Source organism: Pandoraea sp. ISTKB (assembly GCF_001721285.1).
GTDB lineage: Bacteria > Pseudomonadota > Gammaproteobacteria > Burkholderiales > Burkholderiaceae > Pandoraea > Pandoraea capi.
The window spans coordinates 66,231-79,678 of the sequence record NZ_MAOS01000083.1; the positions used below are offsets into that span (position 1 = coordinate 66,231).

At 63.1% G+C, this 13,448-nt stretch carries 11 protein-coding genes and 1 tRNA gene; 6 read left to right on the plus strand and 6 right to left on the minus strand.

What is annotated here, in order from left to right; all coding sequences use genetic code 11:
* The first annotated feature begins 250 nt into the window (after window positions 1–250).
* The 5 genes from A9762_RS25440 to A9762_RS25460 are packed head-to-tail and all read left to right on the plus strand — an operon-like array spanning window position 251 to window position 4,886.
* Entirely contained in the window at window positions 251–1,264 is a 1,014-nt protein-coding gene (locus tag A9762_RS25440) for an extracellular solute-binding protein (protein ID WP_069344759.1), read from the plus strand.
* Between the two features lie 49 nt (window positions 1,265–1,313).
* Complete coding sequence (locus A9762_RS25445; RefSeq protein ID WP_069344760.1) at window positions 1,314–2,138, plus strand: ABC transporter permease; 825 nt, start codon at window positions 1,314–1,316, stop codon at window positions 2,136–2,138.
* A 5-nt stretch (window positions 2,139–2,143) separates the two neighbouring features.
* Window positions 2,144–2,947 carry an ABC transporter permease gene (locus A9762_RS25450; protein ID WP_069344761.1) on the plus strand — a complete coding sequence of 268 codons (804 nt, stop codon included), beginning with the start codon at window positions 2,144–2,146 and terminating at the stop codon, window positions 2,945–2,947.
* A gap of 60 nt (window positions 2,948–3,007) precedes the next feature.
* The gene (locus A9762_RS25455) at window positions 3,008–4,051 is read left to right on the plus strand and encodes an ABC transporter ATP-binding protein (protein ID WP_069344762.1); all 1,044 of its coding nucleotides are present in this window, start codon (window positions 3,008–3,010) and stop codon (window positions 4,049–4,051) included.
* Between the two features lie 7 nt (window positions 4,052–4,058).
* On the plus strand, window positions 4,059–4,886 hold the full coding sequence (locus A9762_RS25460; protein ID WP_069344763.1) for a phosphodiesterase: 828 nt from the start codon (window positions 4,059–4,061) through the stop codon (window positions 4,884–4,886).
* A gap of 106 nt (window positions 4,887–4,992) precedes the next feature.
* Here the strand turns inward: A9762_RS25460 and A9762_RS25465 are convergent, their stop codons facing one another.
* From A9762_RS25465 to A9762_RS25475, 3 genes are all read right to left on the minus strand, one after another.
* Window positions 4,993–6,195: a globin domain-containing protein gene (locus A9762_RS25465; protein ID WP_069344764.1), complete on the minus strand. Its 1,203-nt coding sequence runs from the start codon at window positions 6,193–6,195 to the stop codon at window positions 4,993–4,995.
* 199 nt (window positions 6,196–6,394) lie between these two features.
* The gene (locus A9762_RS25470; protein ID WP_139133401.1) at window positions 6,395–8,245 is read right to left on the minus strand and encodes a hypothetical protein; all 1,851 of its coding nucleotides are present in this window, start codon (window positions 8,243–8,245) and stop codon (window positions 6,395–6,397) included.
* A gap of 193 nt (window positions 8,246–8,438) precedes the next feature.
* Window positions 8,439–9,611, minus strand: a complete 1,173-nt coding sequence (locus A9762_RS25475) for a hypothetical protein (protein WP_139133402.1) — start codon at window positions 9,609–9,611, stop codon at window positions 8,439–8,441.
* A gap of 226 nt (window positions 9,612–9,837) precedes the next feature.
* Here A9762_RS25475 and A9762_RS25480 point away from each other — a divergent pair, with 226 nt between their 5' ends.
* The gene (locus A9762_RS25480) at window positions 9,838–10,461 is read left to right on the plus strand and encodes a DUF1415 domain-containing protein (protein WP_069344842.1); all 624 of its coding nucleotides are present in this window, start codon (window positions 9,838–9,840) and stop codon (window positions 10,459–10,461) included.
* Window positions 10,462–10,685: 224 nt separating this feature from the next.
* Here A9762_RS25480 and A9762_RS25485 read toward each other — a convergent pair.
* The 3 genes from A9762_RS25485 to A9762_RS25495 all read right to left on the minus strand — a co-directional run bounded on the left by A9762_RS25485 (window position 10,686) and on the right by A9762_RS25495 (window position 13,389).
* Window positions 10,686–10,761 (minus strand) — tRNA-Thr (locus A9762_RS25485).
* Between the two features lie 177 nt (window positions 10,762–10,938).
* On the minus strand, window positions 10,939–11,952 hold the full coding sequence (locus A9762_RS25490) for a class 1 fructose-bisphosphatase (protein WP_069344767.1): 1,014 nt from the start codon (window positions 11,950–11,952) through the stop codon (window positions 10,939–10,941).
* 153 nt (window positions 11,953–12,105) lie between these two features.
* On the minus strand, window positions 12,106–13,389 hold the full coding sequence (locus A9762_RS25495) for an aspartate carbamoyltransferase (RefSeq protein ID WP_039402605.1): 1,284 nt from the start codon (window positions 13,387–13,389) through the stop codon (window positions 12,106–12,108).
* Window positions 13,390–13,448: the final 59 nt, after the last annotated feature.

A 13,448-nucleotide genomic window follows, 5' to 3' on the forward strand; every position in this document is an offset into this window, starting at 1 on the left:
CAGGCGGCAGCGCAGTGCCGCAACGATTTTGAAGCATCGAAGTAAATAGCAAGAAAGCAGCACGAAATAGCAGCAAGAAAGCAAGGAAGCGGCCGACGACTGACTCCGTCAAGAGAGCGCAGCGACGGCCAAGGCAATCAGGCATCCGGCCGCAAGGCCCGTATCAGACAGTCGGACCGTCCCGGACTGTAGAGAACGCAACCTGAGGCAGCCATGTGCTGCCCACGCTCAGACTTTCAGGAGCCCAGAAATGAAGCTTTGGATCACCCGCGCCGCTCGCACGCTGGCGTTGTTCACCTTGCTCGGCGCTGGCGCCGCGCATGCCCAGCAGACCGCGATCTGCTACAACTGCCCGCCGGAATGGGCGGACTGGGCCGGTCAGGTCAAGTCGATTGCGCAGGACACCGGTATCCGCGTGCCGCTCGACAACAAGAACTCGGGCCAGGCGGTCGCACAATTGATCGCCGAACAGAAGGCGCCGGTCGCCGATATCGTCTATCTGGGCATCACGTCGGCCATCGAAGCCGCGAAGAAGGGCCTGCTCGCCCCGTACAAGCCGGCTAACTGGGATCAGGTGCCGGCCAACCTGAAGGATCCGAACGGCATGTGGACGACCATCCACTCGGGCACGGTCGGCTTCTTCGTGAACCGCGACGCCCTGGAAGGCAAGCCGGTGCCGCGTTCGTGGGCCGACCTGCTCAAGCCGGAATACAAGGGCATGGTGGGTTATCTGGACCCGAGCAGCGCGTTCGCCGGCTACGCCGCCGCGATTGCCGCCAACCAGGCGCTCGGCGGTTCGATGGAGAACTTCGGCCCGGCCATCAGCTTCTTCCAGAAGCTCAAGGCCAACGCCCCGATCGTGCCGAAGCAAACGGCCTACGCGCGCGTGCTCTCGGGTGAGATTCCTATCCTGATCGACTTCGATTTCAACGCCTACCGCGCCATCTACAAGGACCGCGCCAACGTGCAGTTCGTGATTCCGATGGAAGGCACGGTGTCGCTGCCGTACGTGATCGCGCTCGTGAAGAACGCACCGCATAGCGACAACGGCAAGAAGGTGATCGACTACACGCTGTCCGACAAGGGGCAGGCTCACTGGGCGCAAGCATTCCTGCGTCCGGTGCGTGCCAGCACCATGCCGGCTGACGTGGCTGCCAAGTTCCTGCCGTCGACCGACTACGCTCGCGTGAAGCCCGTCGACCTGCAAAAGCTCGCCGCGCAGCAGGACGCGTTCGGTCAGCAGTATCTGAAGAACGTGCGCTAAGACATCTGCGTACGGTAACGACCAACGAGGAAGAGGAGCAAAGCAAGCGATGCGTGACCTGACTTTGCCGCGCGGCTGGCGCGTGGCACTTCTGCTACCGGCACTGGCGGTCTTTCTGGCGTTCTGGCTGTTGCCGATGGCCGCACTTGTGCAGGTCAGCGGCGACGGTCACGCGTTCGAGACTTATCGCGCGATTCTCACCAACGCGCGTTATCTCGACAGCCTCTGGCAGACCGTGGTGCTTTCGGCACTCGTCACTCTGGCCACTCTGGCGCTATCGCTTGTGGCGGGCCTCTTCCTCACCCGTCATGACTTTCCGGGGAAATCGGCACTCGTGTCGATGCTTACCCTGCCGCTGGCGTTCCCCGGCGTGGTGGTCGGTTTCATGGTCATCATGCTCGCGGGACGCCAGGGTCTGATCGGCGATCTGACGTTGAAGCTCGTCGGTCACAAGCTCGTGTTTGCGTACTCGCTCGCCGGGCTGTTTCTGGGTTACCTGTATTTCTCGATTCCGCGTGTGATTCTGGCCGTGATGGCCGCAGCGGAATCGCTCGATCATTCGCTCACGGAAGCGGCGGCCTCGCTGGGCGCCGGTCCGTTTGCCATCGCGCGCGACGTCACGCTGCCCGCGCTCGCCCCCGCGCTGATCGCCTCGGGCGCGATGTGTTTCGCGACCTCGGTCGGTGCGTTCGGCACGGCCTTTACGCTGGCCACCGACATCGACGTGCTGCCGATGACCATCTACACCGAGTTCACGCTCAACGCCAATGTGGCGACGGCGGCGGCACTCTCGGTGATTCTCGGCATCGTCACCTGGGCGGTGCTGATGCTGGCCCGCAATTTCACTGGGCAGGCTGTCGCCGCCGGAGGTTGATCCGCATGCTCAAGAAAACCCTTTTCACGCTGCAACTGCTGCTCACGCTGCTGATGTGCGCGTTCCTGCTGATTCCGGTCGGGATGTCGATTCTCGCCGGCCTGTCGGTGAATTATTTCCGTGGTCCGTCTGCCGGCCTCACGTTCAAGTGGGTGATTCAGGTCTGGCAGGACTATCACGACGCGATTCTGAATTCGCTCTACGTCGGCGCCGCCACGCTGGTGCTCGTCGCGTTGCTCGGTGTACCCGCCGGTTACGTGCTCGCCCGCTGGCAGAGCCGTTTCGCGCGCTGGATCGAAGAACTGCTTACGCTGCCCATCGCGCTGCCGGGGCTGGCGAGTGCGCTGGCGCTGATCAGCGTGTATGGCGGCATGCGCGGCTTTCGCGAAAGTCTGGCGTTCATCATCGTCGGCCACGTGATCTTCACGCTGCCGTTCATGGTGCGTGCCGTGGCGGCTGCCTGCGCCGACTCGCGCATCAAGCTGATGGAGGAGGGCGCCGCGAGTCTCGGCGCGAGCTTCCTGCGACGCTTCATGACCGTGGTGCTGCCCAACATCCGCAGCGAGATCGTTGCCGCTGCGCTCATCGTCGTGACGCTCTCGCTCGGCGAATTCAACCTCACGTGGATGTTGCACACGCCCGACACCAAGACGCTGCCGGTTGGACTGGCCGACGCTTACGCGTCGCTGCGTCTGGAGATCGGCAGCGCCTACACGGCGGTGTTCTTCGTATTGATCGTGCCGCTGCTCATCGTCATGCAGATGACGGCGCAACGCGCGAAAGTTCGCAACGCGCGCGGGCGCACCTGAGCCGAGTGCTCCTGACTTAGCGATTGCGCCGCGCGCACACCGAATGCCAAGGATTTGACGATGAAACTGACTTCCATCCCCATTCACCTCGAACGCTGTGCCAAGACGTTTCACGGCAACACCGTTCTGCAACCGCTCGATCTGACGATCGGCGCGGGCGAGACGCTGGTGCTGCTCGGCCCGTCGGGTTGCGGCAAGACCACGACGCTGCGCATGATCGCGGGCCTTGAGCGCCCGGACGCTGGCGGTCGCGTTCGCTTCGGCGACGAAGACGTCACGCGTCTGCCGATCGAGAAGCGTCGTGTCGGCATGGTCTTCCAGAACTACGCCCTGTTTCCGAACTTCACCGTGCGCGGCAACGTCGCGTACGGTCTCAAGTTGCGCGGTCTGCCCTCGGCGCAGATCGACAAGCGTGTGGACGAGTTGCTCGATCTGGTGCATCTCACGCCTTACGCAGACCGCGCCATCGCACAACTCTCCGGCGGTCAGAAGCAGCGTGTGGCGCTGGCCCGCGCGCTTGCGCCGGAGCCGCGTGTGCTGCTGCTCGACGAACCGCTCACGGCGCTGGACGCCAAGTTGCGCGAGACTGTGCGCGCCGATATGGACCGCCTGCTGCGGGGGCTCGGCGTGACGACGGTGTACGTCACGCACGATCAGGACGAAGCGATGGCGCTGGGCGACCGTATCGTGGTGATGAGCGCCGGTCGTATCGAACAGATCGGTGCGCCGCGCGATATCTACTATCAACCGGCGTCGCGTCATGTGGCGAACTTCGTCGGCACGCTCAATCGTCTGGCCGGTGTGTGGCGCGACGGTCACTTCCATCTGGAAGGCGGTCACCTGGCGTGTCCGAATGTACGCGCCGACGTCGAGGAGCTTTACTTCCGCCCGGAAGACGCCATCGTGGTGCCTGCCGGCGATGCCGCGCTCACGGGCCAGATCGAGGAAGTGCAGTTCCTTGGCGACCGCACGCGCCTGACGCTCAGCGGCGTGTCTGCCGCCGGCTCGGTGCTGGTCGAAGTTTCCAGCCGCCGCGAGTGCCGCGTCGGCGACAAGGTGGGCCTGTCGCTGCCCGCCGCCCATGTCTTTTCGCTTCACGGATAATTCGCTCATGCTGTTCGCGCAAATCAGCGACCTTCACATCAAACGCCCCGGCAAGCTGGCCTATCGTCGTGTCGATACCGCCGCTTATCTCGAACGCTGCGTGGCGCGTCTCAATACGCTGGAGCCGCGTCCCGACTTCGTGGTGCTCACGGGCGATCTCGTCGATTTCGGCGCGCGCGAGGAGTACGAGCACCTGCGACGTCTGCTCACGCCGCTGCAAATCCCGTACTACCTCGTCATCGGCAATCACGACGGACGCGACGCCTTGCGAGAAGTGTTCCCGGAGCATACGTACCTCGGCAAGCCGGGTGACTTCGTTCAGTACACGGCGATGTTCGGGCCGATGCGACTCGTCGCGCTCGATACGCAGGATCCGCCCAATGGCGGCGGCAAGTTGTGCGACGAGCGTCTCGACTGGCTCGAAGCGACGCTGGCCAGCGATACCGGAACGCCGACGGTGATTGCGATGCACCATCCGCCGTTTGCGTGCGGCATCGAACACATGGACATTCAGGCGCTCGATCCGGCGGCGGCCGTCAAGCTGGCCGCCATCGTGAAGCGTTTCGACAATGTGGAGCGAGTGATCTGCGGTCACGTGCATCGTCCGATTCACACGCGCTTCGCGGGCACCGTGGCGAGCGTGTGTCCGTCGCCTGCGCACCAGGTTGCCCTCGATCTGCGTGAGGGCGGGCCGTCCGCCTGGGTGCTCGATCCCCCCGCGTTCCAGTTGCATCGTTTCACGCCGCAGACGGGCCTCGTCTCCCATCTCGCGTTTGTCGACGATGCGGGCGGCTCGCATCCGTTCTACGACGCTACTGGTGCGCTGATCGACTGATCCGGTTCGTGGCGGTGGCGGCAGCGCAAGCCGCACGGCAAGCACAGACAGCACAAGGCCTCCGAGGGTGACTCGGGGGCCTTGTGCGTTTACCAGGATCGGGTGATTACAGCAGGTGATCCAGTGCGTCCGGGCCGAAGACTTCGCGATGCATGCGCTCGGCGGGTACGCCCGCGTCGCGCAGCGCGCGCCATTGCGTCTGCATGAACGGCGACGGGCCGCACATCAGGTAGTCGGCATCGACGGGCAGGGTGAGACGCGAGAGGTCCATGCGTCCGGCAAACGTGTAATCCACGCCCTCACGCTCGGTCGGCAGCGGCGTTTCGAAGAACGTTGCCACGCGCAAGTGCGGCAATTGCGTCTTTGCGAACGCCAGTTGTCGGCGCAGGGCGACGTGCGAGCCGTTGCGACCGGCATGTGCGAACAGAATTTCGCGACGCGACCCCTGCGCTGCCAGGGCGGCCACCATCGACACCATCGGCGTGATCCCCACGCCCGCGCTGAGCAGCACCAGCGCTCGTGTGTCGTGCTGCGGCAGCGTGAACTCACCGTATGCCGGGCCGACCCGCAGACGGTCGCCCGCCTTCACGTTGGCATGCAACCAGTTCGAGACCTGACCGGCGGGCTTCGCATCGCCCGCGTCTTCGCGCTTGACGGTGATGCGCCAGTGCGGGGCTTCGGGGGCATCGGAGAGGCTGTACTGGCGGCGCTGTTGCAGACCGTCCGGCAGCGTGACGCCGACACTCACATACTGACCCGGCACGAACTCGCCCGGCGAGCCGCCCTCGGGCGTGCGCAGGTAGTACGACACGACATGTTCGGTTTCACGGTCGACGTCGGTCACGATCAACTCGCGCAGCGTGCCTAACGGCGCGCGGGATTTCTCGGACAGACGCGCTTCCGCCGCGATCAACTCGCCAGCCAGCAACCAGTAGGCTTCGTCCCAGGCGGCGATCAGCTCGGGCGTGGCGGCGTCACCCAGCACGTCCTTGATGGCGCCGAGCAGATGGCGTCCGACGATCGGGTAGTGCGCCGGCGTGATGCCGACCGACACGTGCTTGTGAACGATACGTTCGAGCACCGGCGTGAGGGCTGCGGCGTTGTCGATGTTCGCGGCGTACGCGAACACGGCCGAGGCGAGCGATTGTTGTTGTGCGCCGCTCGCCTGATTGCCCATGTTGAACAGATTGCGCAGCTCGGGATGCGCCTCGAACATGCTCGCGTAGAAGTGACGCGTGATCGCGAGACCGTGTTCGCGCAGGACCGGAACGCTGGCGTCGATATACGGGCGGGAAGCGGCGGAAAGCATGGCAAGACTCCTGAATTTATAAGATGCAAACAAAATGCATCTTTTTGGTCGTACTTGTGGGTGTTTCTCGAGCCCCGTGGCATCTCGTTACGAAAGTGTCACGGCGCGGCATTCGGTCGCCGGTCCCCCGAGGCTCAAATCACGACAACAACATTCAGGGGGCCGGCGGAGTGATTATAAGATGTAAATAAAATGCATGTTATAGGTCTGCGGCGGAATGTCGCAAGGGCTTCATGGCGGTCAGGGAGGTCGCGGGCGTCTGACGGTCCTGATGGTCCTGACGACTAGCGCTGCTGGCGCGGCTGGCCAGCAGCGTTGCGCGCAGAAGTGGATTGCGACGGTTCTCGACCGTCTGTGCGGAGCGTTTGCGCGTTTGTGTGACGAACGACAGGCCGGCGCGCAGGAAGCGGATACGTTCGGACGTCAGCGAGGTGATCGCCGAATGCCCCGCGTTGTTACAAACGGTCGGATCGCCGCCATAGCGCAGTGCCGTATTGAGCATGTAATCCGCGTAGATGGCGTCGCCCGGATGACGTGTGGCGACGGCCAGGAAGTGCATCAGCGTATTGCCTTCGAACTGGGGCGCGTTGCAGTCCGGCGTCAGCGCGAGCAACACTTCGGCCGCACCGCAGTACCCTCGCAATGCAAGCCACAGGATGGGCGGGGAGCCGTCTTGATGCGACTGGGCGATATCGACGCCTTGCTGCTTCAGTGATGTGGCCAGCAACAGCAGCGAAGCGTGCGGCAGCAGAGGATCTTGCCCGGCATCGCAGAGCCGTTTGGCTTCGGCCATGAGTGCAGCGCTGACGGCGGGCAACGTTCCGTTCGTTTCCTCGGCCGACTTCGGTCTCGGATTGGCGATGACGTGCAAGGCTCGTTCGCGTGCCTGGATGTTCATCTTCTGGCTTAGTCGAACGTATTGCGACAGGCTGTCCGGAAGCAGTGAAATAGCCTTGACGCCCGTATCGTTGGGCAAGTCGGGATCGCCGCCGTAACGCAAGGCGAGAATGAAGAGGAAGAAGGCCGTGAATGAATAATTCTTGTGCTGTGTGGCCGAGGCAAGCTGATGCATCAGCGTGTTTCCGCCCCGGTTGGTCGAAGCGGTGTTGCATGTCGCCCCCAGTCCGAGCAGGACTTCGGCGGCGGCACAGTAACCATTGAGCGCGAGCAGCATGATCGGCGGTGAGCCGCTGTGGGACGGCGCGGTGAGGCTGGCGCCGAGGGCATGGAGTGTCTTGCCAAGACGGTAAAGCGATTCATGGGCAATCAGCAGATCGTGCCCCTGCGCGTGAAGGCGGTCGGCCTGCGCCGCCATGGCCGATGCGATGAGCGGCACACCGCTTGCCGTCACTTGATTGGGGTTCGCGCCGAACTTCAGCAACGATGGCAACCATTGCCAGGCGACGTGGCCGCACAGGTGCGAGAGCGGCAACTGAACGTCGCCGGGCATCTCGGAGATGGGCACGTCGTTGGTGGTGTCCCTTCCGCAGGCGATCAGTACGCGCAAGGCCCGGGCGATCGCTGGCGGTGGTTCCGCAGCAAAGCTGCCATTCATGATCGCGTCGACGAAGAGGGTCGGGTACGCGGACGGGGATGCGGCATATCGCAACCAGAGCTGGAGTCCCTCATCGCACATCAGGAGCGTGGCGTCTTCGGGGGCGAGTCGCGCGTATCGGGAGCGGTCGATGAAGATGCCGGCGTTGTCCAGATCGGAGAGCGTACGACGCCGCTCGGGCGTGCTGAACAGCGATGCCATTGAAAAGGCCAGGCCTGCGGCATCCGCCGGATTGGCGATCAGACAACTGTCACGTAGCTCACGACCTGCGACGGTTGCGAGACTCATCAGCGTGTCCCAGGTGGTTTGCGACGAGCAGCGCCCGTCCCGATGTGCGGTGAGAAGATCGTCGAGCGCGATGTCCGATAGCCGGATCTGCGCGAGAGATGGCGTGAGAGATGGCGCGACGCGCAGCCCCGAGGCGCACGGCACGATGGGCGGGGCAAAGCCTGACGCAGGCGTCGGGGCTGGGGCAGGCGCCAATGGAATTGACACAGTCAGGGGCATGGAAGGCATGAAGGCGCGGGCGGTAGACGCCGGGAAAAAAGTGGCTTGAGGCTTGAGGCGTGCGGCGGGCGGTGAGCGCGCCGCCGCGAGGGGGCATGTCCGTCATGAGCATGACGGCGCGCAGAGGCCCAGCGACGTGGTGGCATGGTGGCGTGGCATGCGCTGCGACAGGCGGGCAGACTCAGCAGAGCGCCTTGATTCGCCGGAAGGCCGTTGCACGTACGGTGCCGATAAACGCATCGTCGACGCGCGCATCAAGCGGTAGCGACGCCGGCAACCATTCCCGCGCCGTATGCCCATTGCCGTTCACACGGGTGAGGTCGCCGCCGTACCGCGATGCGACGATCAGCAGGTAATGCGCAAGCCTGGCGTTATCGCTGTGTGTGGGGTCATCTTGCAGACGCGCCGCATGGGTGAGGTGGTGCATCAGCGTATTGCCGTGGGCATCGGCTGCGTTCGGATCGGCGCCTGACGCGAGCAGTGCTTCGGCGGCACCGCATAGTCCGTGGAACGTGAGCAGTGCGACGGCGGGCACGCCACGCCGATTCGGCGCCATCAGATCGCCGCCATACCGTTTGAGCAGGTTGGCCAGCGCGTGCAGCGACGCATGGGCGTGCATGACGTCCTGCCCTCCGTTATGCAGACGCAGTGCTTCGGCGCGCATGGCTGCGACAGTCAGTGGCATGCCGCGCTGGTTACGTTGATTGGGATTGGCGCCGATGTCGAGCAGGCGAGCCAGCCAGTGTGGCGCGACCTGACTGCATAGATGGACGAGCGGGTTGAGCGGGGCGGTCTCGACCATGATGGACGGGGCAGCGTCGGTGCGATCGCGTGCACTTGCCACCAGAACCCGAAGAATCTTGTCGATGCGCGTGTGGTCGTTAGCGCAGGCTGTGCCGAAGATGTCGGCGCCGTCGAAGACATTCAGATAGCCCGTGGGAGTGGCTGCGTAGCGCAGCCAGAGTCCGAGACCTTCGTTGCTCCGTAATAGCGCTGTGTGGTCCGGGCGCAAACTTCTGGCGGGATCGGGGGCGAGAAAGATGCCTGCGTCGGACAGTCGATCCAGTGTGCGATCGCTTTCCGGCATGGTCAGCAACGCCACCATCTCGAGAAACAATGGGCCGTTGCGCGACGCCAGATCGCAGGCGTCTCGCAATTCCCGGCCTGCACAGGTTTGCGCGTTGACAAGCGTGTTCCACATGTCCTGTGGGCGGTAGAACGGCGTGCGTTGGACGTCGAGCAATTCACTTAAAGGCATGGCGGCCAGATGTGCGCTGTCGGCCATCCGGGTCGACGCTGCTGACCCTTCGCTGGTGCTGTGGGCGCAGGTGGTGATGGGCGGGGATCCGGGCATGATGATGAGGCGCCAGGTGGCGCGTTGCGTTGGAAAGGCCGAATGGTTGCGCATTCGCCAACGCTGCGTTTTGGCATTCACCCCCTGAAGCTATCGAGCACGGACCCGCCATCGGGAGCGATCCGGGAACTACAATGCGATATTCATGAATCATCGCTATGTTTTTGGTATGCCGGAGAAAACCCATTCCCCCGTCGCGCCCGTGACCGAATCGTCAACGGCATTGATGCAGACGCAGGACAACGAGGCCGTGATCGCCGCGACGCGCCACTGGCTCACGCGCGCCGTGATCGGACTGAACCTCTGTCCGTTTGCGAAGGCGGTACACGTCAAGGATCAGATTCGTTACGAGGTGAGCGCAGCGCGCGACATGGAGGGTGCGCTGCTCGATCTGGAGAAGGCGTTGCAGTGGCTGGCGCAGGCCGATCCACTGGTCGTCGACACAACGCTGCTGATTTTGCCCGACGCCTTGCTCGACTTTCATGAGTACAACGACGCGCTGTTTTTCGCCGAACGCCTGCTCAAGCAGTTGCATCTCGAAGGCGAACTCCAGATTGCGAGCTTCCATCCGGACTATCAGTTCGAAGGCACGGCGCCGGACGACGTCGAGAACTTCACGAACCGCTCCCCGTATCCGATCCTGCATCTGCTGCGTGAGGCGAGTCTCGACCGCGCTGTGGAGGCTTTCCCCGAAGCCGAGACCATCTACGAACGCAATGAAGCGCTGATGCGCAAGATGGGCGCTGCGGGGTACCACGCATGGATGGCGCAGCCTGCGGAGGATGAGGATGGCGCGAACGATAACGCCATCGGTGACGATGCGAATGACGCGAACGACGGCAAGCGATGACGATGGATCAGGCGAGTGATGCACCGAAGCGGGCATCGCTCCCATTCCAGGAGAAGATGGGGCACGCCGACCCGGCAGCACACGGGCGGGGAGGCGAGACCTCTCTCCGTAATCCAATTCCCGGACGACAAAAACAAAAAAGCCGCACGACTGATTCGGGCGGCTTTTTTGCTGACTGCTTAGACTTCGTCTTGCTTGCATCACCAAGGACTCTGACGAGTCGCTGGTGCCGGAGAGAGGAATCGAACCCCCGACCTTCTCATTACGAATGAGCTGCTCTACCGACTGAGCTACTCCGGCGCTGCGAAGAAGTGAGATATTAGCAGACTTTCCGGATTTGTCACTACCTTTTTTCAAGATTTTTGATGATGCTTGCGTGCATCACGCGTAAATCATTGAAATTCCAGAGATCCTGCGCTTTCGTCGTCGCGAGAATTTTTTGCCGTTAAGCCAGACTGCGACGACGACCTTCCCGACTTACTTCGTGCCGGCTTCGTTGTGATAGCCGGTGACGCGTTCGACTTCGTTCTTCGAGCCGAGGAACACTGCCACGCGCTCATGCAACTTCTGCGGCTGGATGTCCAGAATGCGCTGCGTGCCGTTCGTGGCGGCGCCGCCGGCTTGCTCCACGAGGAAGCTCATCGGGTTGGCTTCGTACATGATGCGCAGCTTGCCCGGCTTGTCCGGATCGCGCTTGTCGGCCGGGTACATGAACACGCCACCGCGCGTCAGAATGCGATGCACGTCTGCCACCATCGACGCAATCCAGCGCATGTTGAAGTCCTTGCCGCGCGCGCCTTCCTTGCCTTGCAGCAGCTCGCCGATGTAACGCTGCACCGGCGGATACCAGTGGCGCTCGTTCGACATGTTGATCGCGAATTCCTTGGTGTCTTCCGGAATGCGCATGCCTTCCTGCGTGAGCACCCACGATCCCATCTCGCGGTCCAGCGTGAAGCAGTTCACGCCATGTCCCGTCGTGAGCACGAGCACCGTTTGCGGACCGTACACCGCATAACCGGCCGCGACCTGTTGCGTACCCGGTTGCAGGAAGTCCTTTTCGGTCGGGTCCGTCACGCCGTCCGGGCAACGCAGCACCGAGAAGATCGTGCCGATCGACACGTTCACGTCGATGTTCGACGAGCCATCGAGCGGATCGAACATCAGCAGGTATTCGCCCTGCGGGTAGCGGTTCGGAATGTGGAAGACGTCTTCCATCTCTTCCGATGCCATGGCCGCCAGATGGCCGCCCCATTCGTTCGCTTCGAGCATGATCTCGTTCGAGATCACGTCGAGCTTCTTCTGCACTTCGCCCTGCACGTTTTCGCTACCGGCGCTGCCCAGCACGCCGCCGAGCGCGCCCTTGGACACGGCATGGCTGATGGACTTGCACGCGCGTGCGACGACTTCGATCAGCAGACGCAACTCGGCGGGAATGTTGTTGTATTCCCGCTGCTGTTCGATGAGATATTGGGTAAGGGTCTTGCGCCGCATGTGGGCCTCCGGAAAAGCGTACCGATTCGAGATGGACGCAATTTTACTCGTAAAGCGACACTGCCCCCGCGAAAAATCCTTGGGGGCAGTGCAGTATCGGACGGGCGCGGTGCGTATCTCGGAAATATCCGAGACCGTCGCCGCGCGGGACGATCAGTCGAGTCCGTCGAACAGCGCGTCGTCCGGACCGATGTGCGACGGCGAGCGCCATGCGGCGTCACGCATGCTGTGCTGGACTTGCTTGTCCACGCCGAGCAGGATCGCGAAGATCGCCATACGCACCGGAATGCCGTTGTCCGTCTGACGGAAGATCGCCAGACGCGGATCGTGATTCAGATCGGTCGACAGATCGTTCGCACCCGGACGGCTGTCGCGCGGCAGCGGGTGCATGATGATGGTGCGGCTGTCGCAGTACTGGTTGATCAGCGCTTCGTTGATCTGGAAGTCCGGCGTGTAACCCTCGATCGCTTCGTCGGCGAAGCGCTCCTTCTGAATGCGCGTCGCGTAGACCACGTCGGCACCGGCCAGATCGGCGAGCGAATTGCTCTGTACGATCACGTGGCCGTTCTGCGAAATCTGATCGAGAATGTACGTCGGCATTTCCAGCGACGGCGGCGAGATCAGCGTGAACTTCAGGCCGCGATACAGCGCGAGCAGCTTGATCAGCGAGTGCACCGTGCGGCCGTAGCGCAGGTCGCCGACCATCGCCACGTGCGCACCGTCGACCAGCTTGCCCAGACGCGAGAACTCGCGGCCGATCGTGTACAGGTCGAGAATGGCCTGGCTCGGGTGTTCGCCCGGGCCGTCGCCGCCGTTGATGACGGGGATGTTCGTGGCGCGAGCGAATTCGGCGACCGACCCCTTTTCCGGGTGGCGCACGACGAGCGCGTCGACATAGCCGCTCATCACGCGGCTCGTGTCGTAGATCGATTCGCCCTTGGCCATCGACGAGAACGTGAAGCCGGTCGTGTCGCACACCGAGCCGCCGAGGCGGCAGAAGGCGGAGCCGAAGCTCACGCGGGTGCGGGTGCTGGCTTCGAAGAACAGATTGCCGAGCACGGCGCCTTCGAGCACGCGGGAAATCTTCTGACGGCGCGCGATCGGTTGCATGATGTCGGCGACGTGGAACAATTCTTCGAGCGAGTCACGCGAGAACTGGTCGACGGAGATCAGGTGCGGCTTGCCGTCGAGACCCATGCGTTCGCGCAACGGCTTGTGTGCGCTTTGCGTAGATTCTGCGGACGGGGCTTCGCGACCGAGGATTTCGCCGACGAATTTCTCCACGATGCTCGGCATCGTGCGATATTCGCTCGAATCCTCCGGCAGCAGCCAGGTGTCGAGGGCGCGCCGGCGAACGCCGATGCGCTCGGCGAAGGTGTCGCGGGTCATGTTCAGGCGACGCATCGCGTCGCGCAGGAAAGTCTGCTGTGCACTCATGGTCGGGTCGGCAGGTCTGTGTACGCGATGCGTATAATAGGCGTCGATTCGTTGTTTGT